Origin of the sequence: Mucilaginibacter sp. 14171R-50 (assembly GCF_010093045.1) — a bacterium.
GTDB lineage: Bacteria > Bacteroidota > Bacteroidia > Sphingobacteriales > Sphingobacteriaceae > Mucilaginibacter.
This window is the reverse complement of record NZ_CP048115.1, coordinates 3,421,961-3,440,786: the sequence shown is the minus strand read 5'-3', so window position 1 is coordinate 3,440,786 and position 18,826 is coordinate 3,421,961. Positions and strand designations below refer to the sequence as shown.

General features: G+C 45.1%; 14 protein-coding genes. 6 read left to right on the top strand and 8 right to left on the bottom strand.

Annotated elements, in window-relative coordinates; genetic code table 11:
• Positions 1-81: 81 nt before the first annotated feature.
• Complete coding sequence (locus GWR56_RS15635) at positions 82-978, bottom strand: SMP-30/gluconolactonase/LRE family protein (protein WP_162432156.1); 897 nt, start codon at positions 976-978, stop codon at positions 82-84.
• A 1-nt stretch (position 979) separates the two neighbouring features.
• Positions 980-2,497 (bottom strand): alpha-L-fucosidase, encoded by a 1,518-nt coding sequence (locus GWR56_RS15630; protein ID WP_162432155.1) that lies wholly within the window; start codon positions 2,495-2,497, stop codon positions 980-982.
• Positions 2,498-2,609: 112 nt separating this feature from the next.
• On the opposite strand from GWR56_RS15630, the gene GWR56_RS15625 reads away from it, so the two are divergent.
• The 3 genes from GWR56_RS15625 (at position 2,610) to GWR56_RS15615 (ending at position 6,641) form a co-directional block, all read left to right on the top strand.
• On the top strand, positions 2,610-4,763 hold the full coding sequence (locus GWR56_RS15625) for a glycoside hydrolase family 3 protein (RefSeq protein ID WP_162432154.1): 2,154 nt from the start codon (positions 2,610-2,612) through the stop codon (positions 4,761-4,763).
• Between the two features lie 86 nt (positions 4,764-4,849).
• Positions 4,850-5,305: a DUF4268 domain-containing protein gene (locus GWR56_RS15620; protein WP_162432153.1), complete on the top strand. Its 456-nt coding sequence runs from the start codon at positions 4,850-4,852 to the stop codon at positions 5,303-5,305.
• Between the two features lie 133 nt (positions 5,306-5,438).
• Entirely contained in the window at positions 5,439-6,641 is a 1,203-nt protein-coding gene (locus GWR56_RS15615) for a DUF763 domain-containing protein (protein ID WP_162432152.1), read from the top strand.
• Here GWR56_RS15615 and GWR56_RS15610 read toward each other — a convergent pair.
• Positions 6,633-7,160 (bottom strand): DUF4142 domain-containing protein, encoded by a 528-nt coding sequence (locus GWR56_RS15610; protein WP_162432151.1) that lies wholly within the window; start codon positions 7,158-7,160, stop codon positions 6,633-6,635. The two genes, GWR56_RS15615 and GWR56_RS15610, sit on opposite strands and share 9 nt — an antisense overlap.
• Positions 7,161-7,341: 181 nt before the next feature.
• On the opposite strand from GWR56_RS15610, the gene GWR56_RS15605 reads away from it, so the two are divergent.
• Positions 7,342-8,508: a hypothetical protein gene (locus tag GWR56_RS15605; RefSeq protein WP_162432150.1), complete on the top strand. Its 1,167-nt coding sequence runs from the start codon at positions 7,342-7,344 to the stop codon at positions 8,506-8,508.
• A gap of 89 nt (positions 8,509-8,597) precedes the next feature.
• Here GWR56_RS15605 and GWR56_RS15600 read toward each other — a convergent pair whose 3' ends face one another.
• Positions 8,598-11,171 (bottom strand): phosphoenolpyruvate carboxylase, encoded by a 2,574-nt coding sequence (locus tag GWR56_RS15600; RefSeq protein ID WP_162432149.1) that lies wholly within the window; start codon positions 11,169-11,171, stop codon positions 8,598-8,600.
• Positions 11,172-11,359: 188 nt separating this feature from the next.
• On the opposite strand from GWR56_RS15600, the gene GWR56_RS15595 reads away from it, so the two are divergent.
• Positions 11,360-13,519, top strand: a complete 2,160-nt coding sequence (locus tag GWR56_RS15595; protein ID WP_162432148.1) for an FUSC family membrane protein — start codon at positions 11,360-11,362, stop codon at positions 13,517-13,519.
• A gap of 98 nt (positions 13,520-13,617) precedes the next feature.
• Here the strand turns inward: GWR56_RS15595 and GWR56_RS15590 are convergent, their stop codons facing one another.
• Positions 13,618-14,082: a PRC-barrel domain-containing protein gene (locus GWR56_RS15590; RefSeq protein WP_162432147.1), complete on the bottom strand. Its 465-nt coding sequence runs from the start codon at positions 14,080-14,082 to the stop codon at positions 13,618-13,620.
• A gap of 17 nt (positions 14,083-14,099) precedes the next feature.
• Positions 14,100-14,750 (bottom strand): OmpA family protein, encoded by a 651-nt coding sequence (locus GWR56_RS15585; protein ID WP_162432146.1) that lies wholly within the window; start codon positions 14,748-14,750, stop codon positions 14,100-14,102.
• A 212-nt stretch (positions 14,751-14,962) separates the two neighbouring features.
• Here GWR56_RS15585 and GWR56_RS15580 point away from each other — a divergent pair, with 212 nt between their 5' ends.
• Entirely contained in the window at positions 14,963-16,513 is a 1,551-nt protein-coding gene (locus tag GWR56_RS15580; protein ID WP_162432145.1) for a M20/M25/M40 family metallo-hydrolase, read from the top strand.
• A 64-nt stretch (positions 16,514-16,577) separates the two neighbouring features.
• Here GWR56_RS15580 and GWR56_RS15575 read toward each other — a convergent pair whose 3' ends face one another.
• Both GWR56_RS15575 and GWR56_RS15570 read right to left on the bottom strand, forming a co-directional pair.
• Positions 16,578-16,997 carry a DUF1801 domain-containing protein gene (locus GWR56_RS15575; RefSeq protein WP_162432144.1) on the bottom strand — a complete coding sequence of 140 codons (420 nt, stop codon included), beginning with the start codon at positions 16,995-16,997 and terminating at the stop codon, positions 16,578-16,580.
• A gap of 44 nt (positions 16,998-17,041) precedes the next feature.
• Positions 17,042-18,679, bottom strand: coding sequence for a hypothetical protein (locus GWR56_RS15570; RefSeq protein ID WP_162432143.1), 1,638 nt, complete (start codon positions 18,677-18,679; stop codon positions 17,042-17,044).
• Between the last annotated feature and the right edge of the window lie 147 nt (positions 18,680-18,826).

Sequence of the window (18,826 nt, the reverse complement as noted above, 5' to 3'; positions counted from 1 at the left end):
AAGCAATCTCAAAACTTTGCATAACCGATATGCTCCAAGGGAGATTGCTTCGTGCCTCGCAATGACGGTTTTTACAAGTTATTATTCTACCCCTCTTACATTCATCTTCATTACATAAACAGCCTTTGATGCTGTTATAAACAACGTGCGCCTGTCCTTTCCACCAAAACAAACATTGGCAGTCCATGGTTCGGGAACAGCTATATGGGCAATCTTTTGCCCCTTGGGGTTGTAAATGGTTATACCGTTACCTGCCGCGTACAGGTTACCCTGCTCATCAAGGGTTAAACCGTCGGCAGTTTGCTCTGCAAATACCCGGCGGTCGTCTAAAGTGCCATCGGTATCAATATTGAACTTGTATATTTTACCATCGCCAATATCGGCAACATACAAGTAGTTATCGTCCGGCGTACCCACAATGCCGTTTGGCTTTTTTAAAGTTTCATCTGCAATAACAGGCTGCACCGCACTGTTAACCAGGTAGTAAACCTTTTGTCCTTCCAGTTCGGTTTTGGTGCGTGTCCAGTAATCGCGCTGGTAATATGGGTCGGTAAAATAGATGCCGCCTTTTTTGTCTACCCACAGGTCGTTGGGGCCGTTAAGCAATTTGCCGTTAAGATCTTTGAGCAGTACCTTAACCTTTCCGTCCGGGCTTATTTTCCAAAGCCGGTTATGCTCATCGGCACATACTATGAGGTTACCTTTACGGTCAAAATACATGCCGTTCGGCCTGCCGGCATTCTCCATAAAAACGGCGAGCTTCCCATCGTTACCGTACTTCCAGATACGGTTATTCGGCTGGTCGGTGAAGAAGATATTTCCGGCTTTATTTACCGCCGGCCCTTCCGTAAAAGCAAATTGCCGCGAGATCAGCCTGGGTTCTTCTCCAGCATCAAAAAGCGCCTTATTCTGCGCAGAAACATTTACAAAAAGCACCGAAAAAACCCCGAAAAAATTCAAGAATTTTCTAATATTCATCTCAAAATTTGGGTGGTGTTTTATTATCCATTAAGGATGATACGTCATTAAATTTCGCCTCTTTATAAAGCCCGAAATCGCTCAGCGCAATACAAACCGGCGACTTGATAACGCGCAGCCGCACCTTGCTTGTGGTAACATCGTTATCCAGTTTTATAAGCCTGTTGCCACCAATACTGGTGGCTTTTGCTACCTCTTTCCACCGGCCGTTTTGCCAGGCATCTATGGCTGCTTCTTCTATCCGCTGGCCAAGTTTTATGTTTTCGCGAAGGCGTATCACGTTAAACGTTTGGGGCTGATGCATATCAAGTATCAATTGAGGTGTATGCACCTTATCGTCTGTAGACCAGTAAGTATATCTATCAGCATCTAACAGGTTTGCAGGGCCAAATTTCGCTTGGTTGCGCCCTCTGGTGTTGCTTGCGGTAGGCGTTGCGCCCTTAGCAAGGTTAACCGCGAAAGTGCGTTTTAAGATATCTCCAAAAGCTTTCAATGAGGCCACATCGTTGGCACTTAATTGCCCTGTCCTATCGGGTGACAGGCCAAGGTCGAGCGCCGCGCCGCGGCCTACGCTTTGGTAATAAAGCCTTAACAGCGCTCCCGGCGTTTTCACAGAATCATCCTGCCGCTGGTGGTAGAACCATCCCGGCCTTAACGATACGTCACACTCGGCTGGCATCCAGTATTTTCCGTCGCGGTGACCTTCGGTACCTTCATAGTCTTTCACATAACCGTTGCCTGGCTTTTTACCCGCATCCGGGGCATGCGGTGTATAGGTGGCCCAGCTGGTTTCGCCGGCCTGGCCGCGCTCGTTACCTACCCAGCGCACATCAGGGCCAACATCGCCAAATATTACCGCGTTGGGCTGCATTTTACGGGTAATTCCCCAAGTTTCGTCCCAGCCGTAGTAGACGGAGCGGTCTATTTTTCGTTCCTCTCGCGCCCCGCCATAATAGCCGTCGCCGCCGTTGGCGCCATCATGCCACGATATAAATAACGGGCCGTAATTACTGTAAAGCTCTTTTAGCTGCTCGCGATAGATCTGCGTAACATACTCAGGCTTACCGTACAAGGCGCTGTTCCTGTCCCACGGCGAGCAGTAAACGCCCATCTTCATACCCAGTTTATCGCATGCCTCGCGGTATTCGCGCAGGATATCACCTTTGCCATTTTTGTACGGGCTTTTACTGATGTTATGTTCGGTTGTTTTTGTTGGCCACAGGCAAAAACCATCGTGATGCTTGGCCACCACTACGATGCCCTTAAAGCCACCCGCCTTTGCCGCACCAACAATTTGCATTGCGCTAAAGTTGGAGGGGTTAATCAAACCAGGACTTTCGTCGCCATAGCCCCATTCCTTGTCGGTATAAGTATCTACACCCCAGTGTATAATGCAGTACATGCCCGTTTCCTGCCAGTTAAGCTGGCCCAGTGTGGGCAGCGGCCCATAAGGCTTTGGTGCCTGTTGGGCAAAGGTTAGTGAGCTAAAAAGGAGTAAAAGTAGCGTTAAGTATTTCATGTTCATGGGTTGATGAAGCAATAGGTGCAAGCTCAAAGCTAACATTTACACACAAAATAATTGGCAGAACGGCCTATTTCTTTTAAGTTAGCATTCCCTTTATCCTGCCTGTATGAAAACTCGTTTCTGTTACCTGCTGCTTTCATTTTTAATGCCGATAACGGTTATCGCGCAGCAAAAAATGATCTATAAAGACAGCAAGAAGCCATTAGACGCTCGTGTAAAAGACCTTGTATTGCGCCTAACGTTGGATGAAAAAATAGCCCTGTTAGGCTATCAAAGTAAAGCAGTGCCCCGGCTGGGCATACCTGCTTATAACTGGTGGAACGAGGCGCTGCACGGCGTGGCAAGAGCTGGCGAGGCAACCATATTCCCCCAGGCTATTGGCATGGCGGCAACCTTTAACGATGACCTGCTTAGACAGGTATCAACCGTTATATCCACCGAAGCAAGGGCAAAGTACAACCTCTCTACCAATATGGGCAGGCGTCTGCAATATATGGGCCTTACCTTTTGGACACCCAATATCAACATCTTCCGCGACCCGCGCTGGGGCCGCGGACAGGAAACTTACGGCGAAGATCCTTTTTTGACCTCGCGCATGGGCGGCGCATTTGTAAAAGGGCTGCAGGGCGACGACCCGCATTACTTAAAAGCCAGCGCAACCGCTAAACACTACGCAGTACACAGCGGCCCCGAAGCCGGCAGGCACGAATTTGATGCTATTATCGACGAAAAAGACCTGCGCGAAACTTACCTGTACTCGTTTAAATACCTGGTTGATGGCGGCGTAGAAAGCATTATGTGTGCCTATAACCGCGTGAATAACGAGCCCTGCTGCACCAGCAATACCCTGCTGAAAGATATTTTGATGAACGAATGGAAATTTAAGGGCCATGTAGTTACCGATTGCGGCGCCTTGGATGATATTTACCTGCGCCATAAAACGCAGCCCGACCAGGTAATAGTAGCTGCAGAGGCTATTAAAGCCGGCGTAGACCTGGATTGCTCTACCCTGCTGCAGAATGATGTAATGCAGGCGGTTAAACGCGGTTTATTAAAAGCAAGCGATGTAAATAAAGCGTTATCGGCAACGTTGCGTACCCAGTTTAAACTTGGTTTTTACGACGATGCATCGCTTAATCCTTATCACGGTTACGGTGCCGATAGCGTGCATAATACCCGGCATGTGGCTCTTGCCCGCAAGGTTGCACAGCAAAGTATGGTACTTTTAAAGAATGATAATCAGATATTACCGCTCAGCCGAAGTAAATACAGCAGCTACATGGTTGTGGGGCCCAATGCTACGTCGTATGACGCGCTGATAGGCAATTATCATGGCACCGGCAAGGTCATCAACTTTGTTGAGGGCATAACTGCGGCTGTTGGCCCTGCAGCCCGGGTAGAGTATGACCTTGGCGCAGATAACCGCGATACTACCCATTTTGGCGGTGTTTGGGCCGCAGGCAATGCCGATGTGACCATTGCGGTACTTGGTTTGTCGCCGGTTAACGAGGGCGAAGAAGGCGACGCCTTCCTGGCGCCAGGCGGTGGCGATAAACTGGATATTAGTTTGCCCGCAAGCCATATTGCATACCTAAAACGTCTGCGAAGGGATGTTAAGAAGCCCATTATAGCCGTGATAACCGCAGGCAGCGATGTGGATATAGAAGCGATTGCACCTTATGCCGATGCCGTTATACTGGCCTGGTACCCCGGCGAACAGGGGGGCAATGCGCTGGCAGATATTTTATTCGGCGATGTATCGCCATCGGGGCATTTGCCGGTCACTTTTTATAAATCGCTGAGCAACCTGCCCGATTACAAGGACTACAACATGAAGGGCCGAACCTATCGGTATTACGACGGCCCGGTACAATATCCGTTTGGTTTTGGCATGAGTTACACCACATTTGCTTACACTGCAGACGGTAACTTCAAAACCAAATACAAACCTACTGATACCATCAGTGTTAGCGTGAACATTAAAAATACCGGCGAATTTAAGGGCGACGAGGTTGTGCAGGCTTATATTCAATATCCCAACGTGGATAGAATGCCGTTAAAGGAATTGAAAGGATTTAAGCGTGTAGGCGTATCCAAAGGCGGGCAACAAACCGCCAACATTCGCATACCGGTCAGGGAGTTACAAAAATGGGATTTAAGCACTAATAAATGGAAGCTTTACCCTGGGGAATATAAACTGGTGTTGGGAAGCAACTCGATGGATGAGAAGGTAAGTTTGAAATTTGATATCAATAACTGATCTTTTACCGCGTCATTGCGAGGAACGAAGAAGCGAGTGGCTATCTTGCTGTTTAGAACTATTTATTTGTCATTTTTATTATTTTCATGTACTCTAAAGATCAGGCATCACAGCTAAAACAAGCATTCTGGACGGCATTTGGGCAATACATGAGCCCGGTGCTTTCTGCCGAAGGCCTGCGTACTAACTGGATCAACTATAAAACGGGCGTTAAGCATATTTACTTCCGCATGCAGGCCGATAATAAAACGGCAAGTATTTCCATCGACATCACCCACCCTGATAAAGAATTACAACAGTTATTTTTTGAACAGTTCACCGCTTATAAAACTATGCTGCACAGCACTCTGAACGAAGACTGGGAATGGCAGCTGCACACAGCCGACGAATATGGTAAAACCGTCAGTCGTATTTATACCAGCATCTCCCCTGTCAGCATATTTCAAAAAGAAGACTGGCCAAAGCTGATCTCGTTCTTCAAGCCCCGCATTATTGCGCTGGATGAATTTTGGAGCGATGTACAGGTTGCGTTTGAGGTGTAAGCAAAAACTTGTCATGCTGAACGATAGTGAAGCATCTAATCGCCGCCAGGTTCCCCACATGCATTAGGTCCTTCGCTCGCGCTCAGGATGACAGGTAGAGAATAAATCTAATTTTTTTGCTAACTTTGTTAGCATGAAGCGTTCAGGAAGTGCCGATCTGCCTTTGCATTATGGTTATGTGCCCGTTTGGCTTGCCGAACGGATGGCAAAGCTGGGCCTGGCCGTAATGGAAACCATTGTAATGGATTATGGTAAGGATGAAGTTTTGCGCCGCCTGAGCGACCCGTTCTGGTTTCAGAGCTTGGGCGCGGTGATGGGTATGGACTGGCATTCATCAGGTATCACCACTTCGGTGATGGGTGCCTTAAAACGTGCCATTAACCCACACAGCCGCGATTTGGGGATATATATTTGTGGCGGCAAAGGCAAGCAATCCACCAAAACACCGCAGGAACTGTTGAACGTTTGCAACTCCACCGGACTTGATGGTAACTACCTGGTAAAATGCAGCAAGCTTAGCGCCAAGGTTGATAACACCGCTATACAGGATGGCTTCCAGTTATATACCCACAACTTTATTTTAAGTGATACAGGAAAATGGGCTGTGGTACAGCAAGGTATGAGCGACAAAAGCCGAACCGCACGCCGCTATCACTGGCATTCGGAACAGCTTACATCCTTTGTAGAAGACCCGCATACGGCTATTCACGGCCATAATAATGGGATGATATTGAACATGGCCGATAAGCTGGCTAATGGTTCGCGCAGCGGGGTAATGCAGATAGCCGCCGAGCAGCCCGACCGCATGTTGAAAGAAATAAGCAGGCTGGTGATGCCAAACCATCACGAGGTAATGGCTAAGGATGTTGACCTGAAACGCCTGGGCGCTGTGCTGTGGCTGGCGCACGAAAAACAGCCAAAGGATTTTGAAGATCTGTTATTGCTGCAGGGCCTTGGCCCGCGCACGCTGCAGTCGCTGGCATTGGTAAGCGAGGTGATACACGGCACACCGTCAAGGTTTAAAGACCCGGCAAGGTTCTCTTTTGCGCATGGTGGTAAGGATGGCCACCCCTTCCCGGTGCCTACCAAAGTTTATGACGAAACCATAGGCGTATTGCAAACCGCCATCCACAAAGCTAAATTGGGCAACAGCGAAAAAAGCGAAGCCATTAAACGCCTAACCAATATAGTCCAAGCGGCCGAAAAGGATTTTACGCCCAACGCCAATTTTGACCAGGTGATAGAAAAGGAAAGAAATGATTCGTGGAAGTACGGCGGGCGCACGGTTTTTGGAAAAGCTAAGCCCCCCACCCAACAACAACTGAAACTATTTTAAGTCGAGGCAAATGCTATTTGCTTTTTTTAGATGATCCTGAAGTGTTGGCAAAGTTTTGTCGGCGTAGCTTTTTAGCTTCTTGTCTATATTATCTTCACCCTTTTTAAAAACGAGTATGGCATTTTCATGGTCGTTAACCATTGCCTGCATGTACTCTTTATCAAATTTCTGCCCCGTTTTTTTAGATAAACTGCTTAACAATTGCTGGTGGGCAACGGTGAGCGTATCGTTTGGTGTCTTGCTGCCAGCTATCTGCTTCAATTCAGCATCCGCATTAGTATGGTCGGCAATTAACATTTTTGCAAACTCCAATACCTCTGGGTTTTTAGAATTGGTTAAAGCTAACTGAGAGGCTTTTATTTCGGCCGCACCCGATTCAAGCGCACTTTTTACAAACGAAATACCTTCCTCATTTGCCTGATTTATTTTGTTGTAGTTTTTGGCTTTGCGATTATTACAAGCTTGCGTGAAAATAAGGGCGGTTAATGTAAGGGCGATATAAAATGTTCTTTTCATCATAAATATTAGCTTGTAATACTTAGGTAACAAACATTGGTACATACAGTTTCAATAAATAGTTTTATTGTGAGGCTAAATATCAATGGCGTGTTTTCATGCATTTTAAAACAGGTGTTTTCACCCTTGCATACAGTTATTGATTATCAGATATTTATATACCTAAACTTAAATCACAATTATCATGTTAAAAGATTTCTTTAACTCCCTCAGTAAGCTGCAAACAATTGTTATAGCAGTTTTAACATTGTTAATATTTGTGTCGTTTGTTCCACAGATACCGGCTATAACACGTTGGTTCAATTCTTCAACATCAGAAGAATATGAGCCCTGGAATCCCGAAAACATCAATGTAATTAAAAACAATATCGACAGACTGAATAACGAAGCGGAGGATATAAATTTTCAATTGGATGTACTTCCCTCTTTTGAGAAAGATATCGCATTAAATATTAAAATACTAAACGATACCAAGTTAGATACGCCTTACAACACCGTTGCAGCGAAACTTCAGCCCAATAAAATTATAAACCCTATTGAAACCTATTATGAAAATAGTCCCGATAATGCCGGTTCGTATGTAAAAAAATTAAACAAATCATTTAGCCTGCAAATTGATAATAAAAAGCAGCAATACGTTCGGGAATATATTAACATGATAGACGCGCTGGGGTTTAGTACCGATTATTTTTACAATAGAAACGATACGTATATATTTTCCCCGGTGAATTTTTATCCTAAAAAATCAGCCTTTGCGCCAACAATGCCGGTAAACAAAACAGATTTGACTAAAGGGCTTACCGGAGTGTTCCCGGCTATGAAAGATGTCAACCCTTTATTCTTAAATTCTAAATCAGAACTTAAAAATATCCTTACCGCTTTAGATACGTTACTTTTAAAACGAATTACCACTTTAGAGGCCCGGAAAAAAGAATTACCTGCTAATCAGGAGAAATTAAAGGACGACTTTAATAAAAAGAATTTTAATATTAACCAATACGCCGTTGTAATAGGGATCCCCTTTTTTATAATAGCTGCCTTGCTAATGTACTGGTACGGCCTTAGAAGCAATAAAGAATCAAACGGAGTGCCCGGCAATGTCATGAACCCGAAAGACAAGTTAGCCTTTGCTTTAAATACCATAACGGTGCTGATACTTATACTATCGCTGCTGATATTAGGCCTGGCTAAAGTGATATCCGAAAATGCACTCGCAGCTTTACTGGGCACAATTGGCGGCTATGTATTAAACAATGCAAAGACTAAAGACGCTCAAACTATAACAACTGCTAATGGACCGGCAGTAGGAACAACTGTAATAAATACCGACGATAATGACACCAAAAATTAATAACGAATAAGAATTATTACTTTAAGTATCAAAGCAGAGCTATTGCTAATATAGGCTGTGTTTACCTACAATGCTTTGCAGCTAAAGCATTACGCTAAGTTCCTGCCCGCATTTACTATACCATACACGGTGCGTATAACCAGTTTATTGTAGATACCTGTTAGTTCATCATCATCAGTATGGTTAAGGCACTGCAGGGCATAATGTTGAATGATGACAAGGGGTAATACTATCTTCTCGCGAAGGGCAATCGAACGCCTGTCTACCGGGAATTCTTCCATCAGCACCTTGCTATCCGTTAACTCAAGCAACATCTGGCGGGTCAACTCATACTCGGCTTTAAGGCCCTTCCAGAATTTTTTGAACCTGGCGTCTTTTTCCATATAAGCCGTTACCCTGAAATCGGATTTGGACATCGACATCATGCAGTTATCCAGCATTGTTTTAAAGAAACCCGAATTTTGGTAAAGTTCCTGCACCGCTTTCCATTCGCCATCGTCTTTCATCTTCTTTAAGGCCGTACCTACACCGTAAAAGCCGGGGATATTTTGCTTTAACTGGCTCCACGATGTTACAAAGCTGATAGCGCGCAGATCCTCTAACTTCAGTTTGGCATCGGCGTTACGTTTTGTAGGCCTGCTGCTGATATTTATTTGCGATAAGAGTTTAAGCGGACTGAATTTCTCGAGGTATTCCATAAACAGCGGATGCTCGCGCAGGGCCAGGAAAAGGCTGTGGCTTTCTTCGGCCATTTTAGCGATCAGGGCTTTATGTTTGTCGTCCAACAGGTCGTTATGATTAGGGTGCAGCGCGCTGATAACGCCGGCGTTAACCAATTGCTCGGTATTGAAACGAGCAGTTTCAACCGATCCGTACTGCGAACTTATGGTTTGTCCCTGTATGGTCAGTTGTATATGGTCATTAGCAATTTCTTTTCCCATCGATGCATAAAAGCGATGAGTTTTGCCGCCACCACGCGCAGGGGGGCCGCCGCGTCCATCAAAAAAAGCCAGGTCGATATTATGTTTGCGGGCCATCGCCGTTAATTCAACTTTGGCTTTATAAATGCTCCAGTTGGCCATCAGGTAACCGCCATCCTTGGTGCTGTCGCTAAAACCCAGCATGATGGTTTGCCTGTTACCCCGCTTTTTTAAATGATTTTTATAGAACGGATGAGTGTATAACTTTTCCATTACCCCGCTTGCGGCCTTCAAATCGTTAACCGTTTCAAAAAGCGGCATAAAATCAACGCTCAGCTTATCCTTTTCCCAGCCGCTCCATAAAAACAATGCTATCAGCTGTAAAATATCCGAGGCTTCCTGGCAATTGCTGATGATAAATCGCTGGCAGCCTTTTTCACCATTACGATACTGAATCTGCTTCATCAGCCTGATGGTATCAAGGGTATCGCGCACCAGGGGTTCAGCGTTGGCAGGGCATACAAAATCAGCCTGGTTAAATGGCAGACTTTTGATTTTGGCGGCCTCGCCCATTTCGGCATAATTCTTCGGCACGCCGGTATATACTTTTTCGGTAGTATATTTAAAAACGTTGCGCAACACACGGCTATCCTGCCTTATGTCAAGGGTGGCAAAGTACGATCCAAATAATTGCACCTTTTGTATCAGGTTATCTACAATGCTTACAAACAGGCTATCATGTTCCGTCACCAAGGTTTGACGCATTGACTTAAGTAATTCAAGCAATTCGGGCTGCAGGTCCTTCGGGTTCTCGGGGACGCCAAAAGCATTGTCGTAAAGCGTTTTTTCCAGTTGGCTTATGGTATCGGCAAACCCTCTGAAGGTGATCCGGCGCTTAACGTTCCTGAAATCGCGGTAATAGCAACGGTATATTACCTGCCTTAACATTGATGATACGGCGCGGGTGGTTTCGGTGGTTACGTTTGGATTGCCGTCCCTGTCGCCGCCGGGCCAAAACCCAAGCTCGAGCAACTGTTGATTGCCCTCGATATCAAATTCATCTTCCAGTTTTGACTGTATACCAGCAAGTGCGTGATAAAAAATATTCTCCAGGAACCAAACCAGCCTAACGGCTTCATCCACCGGCGTAGGCGAGGTTTTGTTAAAGAAAGGTGTTTTACCTAATTGCTGTAAAAGGCCGTCAATAGATGGGATATCATTGGTTTTAAGAGCCTCGATCAGGTCGGTCATAATACCAAGCACCGACCCGGGGTAAAATTGCGTAGGGTGTGCTGTAAGCACCAGCCTTAACGAAAAATCTTTTAATTGTTTACTAATGCTGGCCCTTTCCTGCTCGTTTTGAGAAGCCTGCTGTACCATGCTTTGAAGGGTGCCGGTATCGTCAACGCGGCCGATCTTACTGAACGACGAATCTTCAATAGCATCAAACAAAACCACTTGGCGTTCAATGTATTGTATAAATCTGAATAAACGGTTTATTTGCTCCCGCTTATCAATACCCGGTACATACTTTTCAAAAAACGACTCAATGATCTCGGTAGGCGACAATTGCGCCGCAGTGCCCGCATCGCAATGCGAACTAAAAAAAGGCAACAATATACCTGTATCCTTAACCTGGTAAAAAGGCAGCGTTTGAAACAAGCTGTTGTATAGCTCAAAGCGCTTTACCACTTCGTGATTAAATATCGATTCTTTCTGACTAAGCCTTAAGGTAGCTGGCATAATAACACAGGTTTATAAAATTACAGGAATATTGACGGCGTAATTTAACTATCTAAAATTAAAATATGGTAAAAACTGAAAAATTTATAATGGTTTGCACATTTTAATGCAATAATTGTTATTGCGGAACACTCCACGTTTTATTTGTTTAATTTTGCATAATAAATTCAACGCCTAATAATGAGTAGATGAACAACCCTAAAAGAGAAATAAAAAGCTTTTTTTACGGCCAGTATTTTTCGGACGGGTTGCGTATGTCTGTCGGCATTTTGGTACCATCGCTGGTTATGATGCAATTAGGCAATTTCAGCATGGGGTTAACCATGTCGCTTGGCGCGCTTTGCATCTGTACTGTCGATGGTCCCGGGCCAATATCCCACAAACGCAATGCCATGGCTGCGGGTAATTTATGTATGTTGGCCGTAGCTGTAATTACCGGTTTTGCCCGTTTCAATGTTTACACACTGGGTGCAGAGATCACCATATTTTCCTTTCTGTTTTCCATGTTTACGGTTTATGGCAACCGTGCAGCATCTATAGGCACCTCGGCATTGCTTATTATGATACTGATGATGGATAAGGCTGTACCCTTACCACAACTGCCTGCCTTTTGCGCTACACTTGTGGGTGGCGGCCTATGGTACATGGCATTTAGCCTTGTTTTTGTGGGGTTAAGGCCTTATCGGGCGGCACAGCAGGTACTTGGCGAAAATGTGGCTGATATTGCCCGGTTTTTACGTATAAAAGCTGATTTTTATTCGGGCAATGTTGATATTGATGCTAACTACCGCAAACTGGTGTTGCAGCAAATACAGGTCAGCAATCATCAGGACGCCGTGCGCGAAATACTTTTTAAGAGCCGCTTAATAGTTAAAGAATCAACCCCCGCCAGCCGGGTAATTGTATTAACGTTTATAGACCTGGTGGATATGTTTGAACAGATAATGGCCACCCATTATGATTATAACTACATCCGCGAGAAATTTGAAAACACGGGTATCCTGAAAGATATTGCCGACTTTCTGCATCATGTTGCCGATGACCTCGACAATATAGGCTATTCCATACTGGCCAATGACCGGCCGGAAAAATTAAGCAATCTTGAACTGCGGCTGGAGCAGCTAAAACTTAAAATTGACGCTGTAGGTACAGATGATAAGGAAACCAGCAACCTGGTGCTAAAAAAGATTCTTATAAACCTGCGGGACCTGAGCAAAAGCATATCAAACATTTATAAATACTATCACTCTAAAGCATCTGACAGTTTAGTGCAAAACCCTACTGATGTAGAATACTCTAAATTTGTAACCCACCAGGATTATGCACCGCATATTTTTACAGATAACCTTACCTTTAACTCGGGGGCCTTTAAACATGCCTTAAGGGTAGCCATTGTGTGTTTGGTTGGTTTTATAACCGCCAAGAATGTATCACTTGGCGGGCACAGCTATTGGGTGTTGCTTACCATTATTGTAATACTTAAACCAGGGTTCAGCTTGTCTAAACAGCGTAATTATCAGCGTTTGATAGGTACCATGGCAGGTGGTGTAATTGGAATATTGATCTTGAATTTTGTGCCCGATAAAACGGCCCAGTTTGTTTTTCTGATTGTATTTATGATAGGCACCTATAGCTTTCTGCGGTTAAATTATATAGTGGCCGTTATATTCACCACGCCTTATGTACTTATACTTTTTAAATTTTTAGGCTTAGGCCTCATAAACGTGGCGCAGGAACGCATAATTGACACGTTAATAGGATCTGGCATAGCTTTCATAGGCAGCTACACCTTATTCCCGACGTGGGAATTTGAACAGATAAACGAAACGCTTAGATCTGTTATCAGGGCTAATGTTAATTACCTGAAAAAAATATCAGAAAGTATTTCGGGCAAAGCGGTTGAAATTACCGAGTATAAGCTTGCCCGAAAAGACGTATATGTAAATTCGGCTAACTTATCGGCCGCTTTTGAGCGCATGACCTCCGAGCCCAAGAGTAAGCAGCGAAGCATTAAGGACATTCATAAATTTGTGGTGCTCAACCATATCTTAGCATCCTATACGGCAAACATAGCGTCAGCATTAATTAGGTTAGGGCAATTACGCCCGCATACCGATATGTTAAAACTCGTTAAACGCAGTATAGCCGTTTTGACAGAAATCGAAAAAAAATTAAGCGGCGAAAGCACAGAAAAGATTTCAACACCCCCAAAAACGGCCGAAACTACGAAACCGGAAATTCCCTCCGTGCCCCTAACGGCCGACGACCTGTTAATGAAAGAACAATTAGGATTTATCAACAAGATAACTGTTGATATTGCCAAGATCACAGACAATATTTTAAAATAGCTTATCGCAAATGCTTAAAGATCCTGAAGGGGTTGTGAGGAATCGCTGAGCAGACAAGTGCCCAAGCGTTTTGGCAGGTACATCCTCCGGGCGTTGTCTTAACCATTTTTGTGTTTGCCATAAAATTTTGTCTGGCTTACATTAAGCGAACCCGGCGGAATAGGCGCATCCTTTTCTGCTTTTGCCAGTGCTATACGTATTTCCTCATCCGTTTCGTGGTCAATTACACGGCCTTTTTCATACAGCGGCAGGGAAAGTAAATTGGTAACACTTACCCCCGGCAATTTAACATTATCGTTGTCAAGGTCAAAATCGGCCACTTCAATAGGTACCAATACCCGGCCCTCTTCAAGGTCAACATCGTTGCTTTCCATATCAACTACTATGTAGCGTACTTTACGGGTGTTTGGGTTAAACATCAACTCGTACACCTCTCCTACTTTGTTCTTATGCGTATCAATAACATCCCAGCCAAATATATCGGGTTGGCCGTCTGCTATTTCAAAGTCACTATCGCTTAACTCCTGCAGGTCATCGTAATCTGTACTGTTATCTAAAGCCATAATTTATTGGGTTGAATTTACTGTCTCGGGCCTTCTGTAAAGGCTACTATTTCTACACTGCGGTTTTGCGCCCGGCCCGACTTTGTTTTGTTGGAAGCAATGGGCTGTTTTTCGCCGAGCGAATGTACTGACAGGTTTCCGGCCTCGATACCACCCTCGGTAAGCAGCCAGTCCTTAACCGCGTTTGCGCGGCTGGTACCCAGTGCATGGTTGTCTGATTCCGATCCAACCGAATCAGTATGTCCGTAAATGGCAATAGCAGCTTTTTTATATCGTTTTTCCAGGGATGCCGCTACCTGCTTTAACTTTGACTCGGCGGATGGCTGCAAGGTACTTTCGTCAGGCGGGAACAAGATATTTTCACCCATGCTGTAAATTGTATATTTATCGGTACCTCTAACTATGATGGCGGTGTCGGTTACCTCATCATATTTTACCTTGGGTATGTTAAAATCTATCGCGTTCCAATCGGGCTGCGTGGTTACAATTACATTGGTGTCAATTTTACTGCTGTCTTTTGCTACCGTATCAGTGCTGTCTATCTTCAGCGGGGCCGAACGGTTACAGCCGCGGTATAACAAAACTGCTACACCTATAGCCAAAACAAAAAATATGAGCCAGATCCACACGGAGCGGCGGCGTTTGGGCTGAACATCTAATTGTGCCATTATTGGTTGATAGTTAGTATCATGTATCAAGCATTAAACGGGCCAATTGGTTTTAAAAATTTTAGATTTTAATCAGCCTTTTTTGTATTATAAACGCCACCGCTATGTTTGTATACAACAGGAATGTTACACAGGTAACTTATGTGTAAATATGTTTTAAGCCCTGCATTTTATACATTCGCTATACAAACTAAGCCCTATATCAAACAGATATGAAAAACTTTACCAAACTGCTTGTTGCCTCGGCATTATTTGCCGGCAGCACAACCTTTGCACAAACCAAAAGCCAGGTTGTGGATAATATTGTAAAAGAGGGAAACGATAACTCCCAGCTTGAAAAGCTCGCCCACGAATTACTTGATGGCATTGGCCCGCGCCTTGTAGGTACCCCACAGTTTGACCAGGCCGGCAAATGGGCGCTTGATAAGTACAAAGGCTGGGGCATTACTGCCCGACAGGAAAAATGGGGTGAATGGCGCGGCTGGGAACGCGGGATATCGCATATTGATATGGTTTACCCGCGCGTTCACAGCATTGAAGGCACACAACTGGCCTGGAGCCCGGGCATGAAAAAGCCGGTTACCGCCGAAACGATTATTTTACCTGAACTTGCAGATTCAATAGCTTTTCAAAAATGGCTGCCGGCAGTTAAGGGCAAGTTTGTAATGATATCGATGAACCAGCCAACAGGCCGCCCGGATGATAACTGGAAAGAGTTTGGCTTAAGCGGGTCAATAGATAAAATGAAAGCCGAACGTACCTCACAAACCGCTGCATGGCGCAAACGCATCAGCAATACAGGCTTAACTAACCGAACTTTACCGGTAGCGCTGGAAAAGGCCGGCGCGGCGGGTATCATTACCAACTATTGGAGCGCAGGTTTTGGTGTGGATAAAATATTTGCTGCCTATACCAAAACTATCCCTACGGTTGATATAGCCCTTGAGGATTACGGCTTGCTTTATCGCCTTACCGAAAACAATGAAAAACCACGTATCACTATCCAAACCGAATCAAAAGAGCGCGGTACTGTACCAACTTTTAACGTTGTTGGCGAAATAAAAGGTACCGAAAAGCCAAACGAATACGTAATGCTTTCTGCGCACTTTGACTCATGGGACGGCGGTACCGGCGCGACTGATAACGGTACAGGCACTTTGACCATGATGGAAGCTATGCGTATACTAAAAAAGGTTTATCCACACCCAAAACGTACCATATTGGTTGGCCATTGGAGCAGCGAAGAGCAAGGACTTAATGGTTCGCGCGCATTTGTTGAGGATCATCCGGAGATTGTTGCAAACCTGCAGGCCCTGTTTAACCAGGATAATGGTACCGGCCGTGTGGTAAACATTAGCGGCCAGGGTTTCGAGAAAGCAGGCGACTTTATAACGCGGTGGCTCGAGGCTGTGCCCGACACCATCCGCCACCAGATCAAAACCAATTTTCCGGGTGCACCGGGCGGAGGCGGATCTGATTTTGCCTCTTTTGTAGCCGTGGGTGCCCCCGGGTTTTCACTCGGTTCAAACAGCTGGTCGTACGGTAATTACACTTGGCACACCAACCGCGATACTTATGATAAGATAGTTTTTGATGATTTGCGCAGCAATGCTATATTGACCGCTATACTGGTTTACATGGCAAGCGAGGATCCGGAAAAGTTCCCGCGCGACAAATCGAACAACCTCCCCGCCGGACGTAACGGGCAGCCTGCCAAATGGCCCGAGCCTGTTAAAGCAAACCGCCATGGTGGATTTGATTGATAAACTTTTTACACAAAAAAACCCGGTACATTAAAAACGTACCGGGTTTTTTATGAATTAAACATTACACTTGCGGGTGTTTCTCCTGCATATTCTTGACGCCCTGCCGTACCAGTTCCCGCAAAACATCTTCGTTGATGTCGACCAGTCTTTTCACATGAATGCAACTGCCCGACATTTTATGCTTTCCAAACTTTTGCAGCAACCCTGTTTTAGCATCACCCGGTGATATATACAACGAAAAATCATTTGCCCGTGGCGAAAAAGCAACCAACGGTGCGTCACCTTCGCGCCCGCTTTCGTATTTGTAATGATAACTTCCAAAACCCACTATCGCGTTACCCCACATTTTAGCTTCAAACCCCGATTCCTCCTTCATAATTTCAGCCAGATGATGCCCGTCATGCCTTTTGGTTTCGTCAGTGATCTTGTTTATAAAATCGTCCACGCTTGCGGTGTTTTCAGTGGTTTTATTTGCTGCCATGGTTTCTAATTTTATCTACTTATTACATTATAAAGTTAATATAATTATATATCCCAGTTAAAATTTACTTCCCTGTTATTCAGTTTCCACCTCGCCGGGAACTGGTTAGTTAACCAGTCGAGCGGCTCGCCATTTGGTTGCACCCCTGCGGCATCAGTAAAAGCCTGCTTTATAGCTGCTTTTTTTTCATTATCTAATATATCTAATTCAGCTGATATAAATAGCGGCGAACCGCTTTCGGCCAGCAATTGCATCCACTGCCTGTTCTTTGCCCAGGGAATATACTTGGTTAAGCCTACGCAATCTCCGTCGGCAGCGTAAAAAGTGTTGTTTTGCGGCAAGCGGAAACCAAGCGTATTTACGCCCATTTTCCGGGTGCGTGCCCACTCCCTGCCGCTTGTGTCGTCGCCGATACGGTTAAGCTCAAACACTCCTGCCGATAAATGGCTAAATGTATTGCAGCCTATAAGATACATGTCGCCCGCCGACTCCCGGATAGCGCCATACAGATTATTAATGATCTCGGCATTGGTTTTGGTCTGGTCGTGAAACTTCCAGCCGGGTGTTGTAAAGTTATCATTCATTTGCATACCCCATTTGCCAAAAATATCCCAGCTGCTGTAATCGTGCTTCACCATGTGGTAACCCCATTGCTTGTACAAAGATATATTGCGTTTTACACGGGCTATATTTTCGGGTACTGTGGGATCGAGTATTAATTCGTCATCCTGGCCGCGCCCTGGTATTTTAGGGGCAAGCAGCGTTTTACTATCATCCCGCCGGGCTATCAAAGGGCGTGTCCACAATCCCGGGCGCATACCATGGCTTTTTATTTCGTCGGCCGTTTTATGCATATCCTTAAATTTATCGTTCACCAGCGAAAAATCGTCAGGTTGCTGCCAGCCATCATCAATTACCGAGAACGGGCGATTAACCGTGCTGGTAACCATTTCGGCCATTGCAGCGGTTTGATCTTTGATAGTTTGAAAAGAGTTTTTACCATACACCACATACCAATCGTTAATGCCATAAACCGGCTGTTTTGGCAAACGCGGATTTGTGCACATCACCTTACAAAAATTTGTTAAAGCGCTGTAGGGACTTTCGTGCAGTTTGCTGATACCTGTTACAATATCGGCCGCATGCAAGGTACGTTCACCAAGTTTAACACCTACGCCGCCCGATTGGGTATCCATGGTAAGTTCAATGCTGCCCGGTTTTACCTGCCAATAGCAAATGGTGTTGGCGCCCGTTTTAACGCCGAAGCAAGCGGTTTGTTTACCATCGTACAACAATGCGTACCACGGTTTTTTTACATTGGCATCAGGGGCTCGCCATGCCAGGTCGCCATAGCTGCGCTCCCAATGGTCTCCCAATATTTTCGAATATTTTTCAGTTTGATATTTCCAGTTGAGTTTAACAGCCTGCAATTCGCTAAGTGGCGCGTGCACATACACCGCGCGCGAGTTGGCGCCCGACTTGATTTCGACCCTTATATCCTGATGGATAAATACCGACCCGCCTTTACCGGTAAGTTTGATCCATTGACCGGCAACCTGCGCCCATGCCTCATCAGGCTGGCTAATAAGCGAACCGCCGGTAACCGTAGCATAAGTTAACCTGCTGTACATAACCGAGGCAACCCCTGCGGCCGATAGTTTTATAAAATTGCGTCGTAACATAGTTTGTAGTATAGATGGCTAATTTAACAATTACAAAGTTTTGTACAACACATCTGTCAATTTATGGCGCACATGATATCCATCTCAATAAATAAGCCGCTAAATAAGCGGCTTATTGGTGATAACGTTATATGAAAGTATTTATGC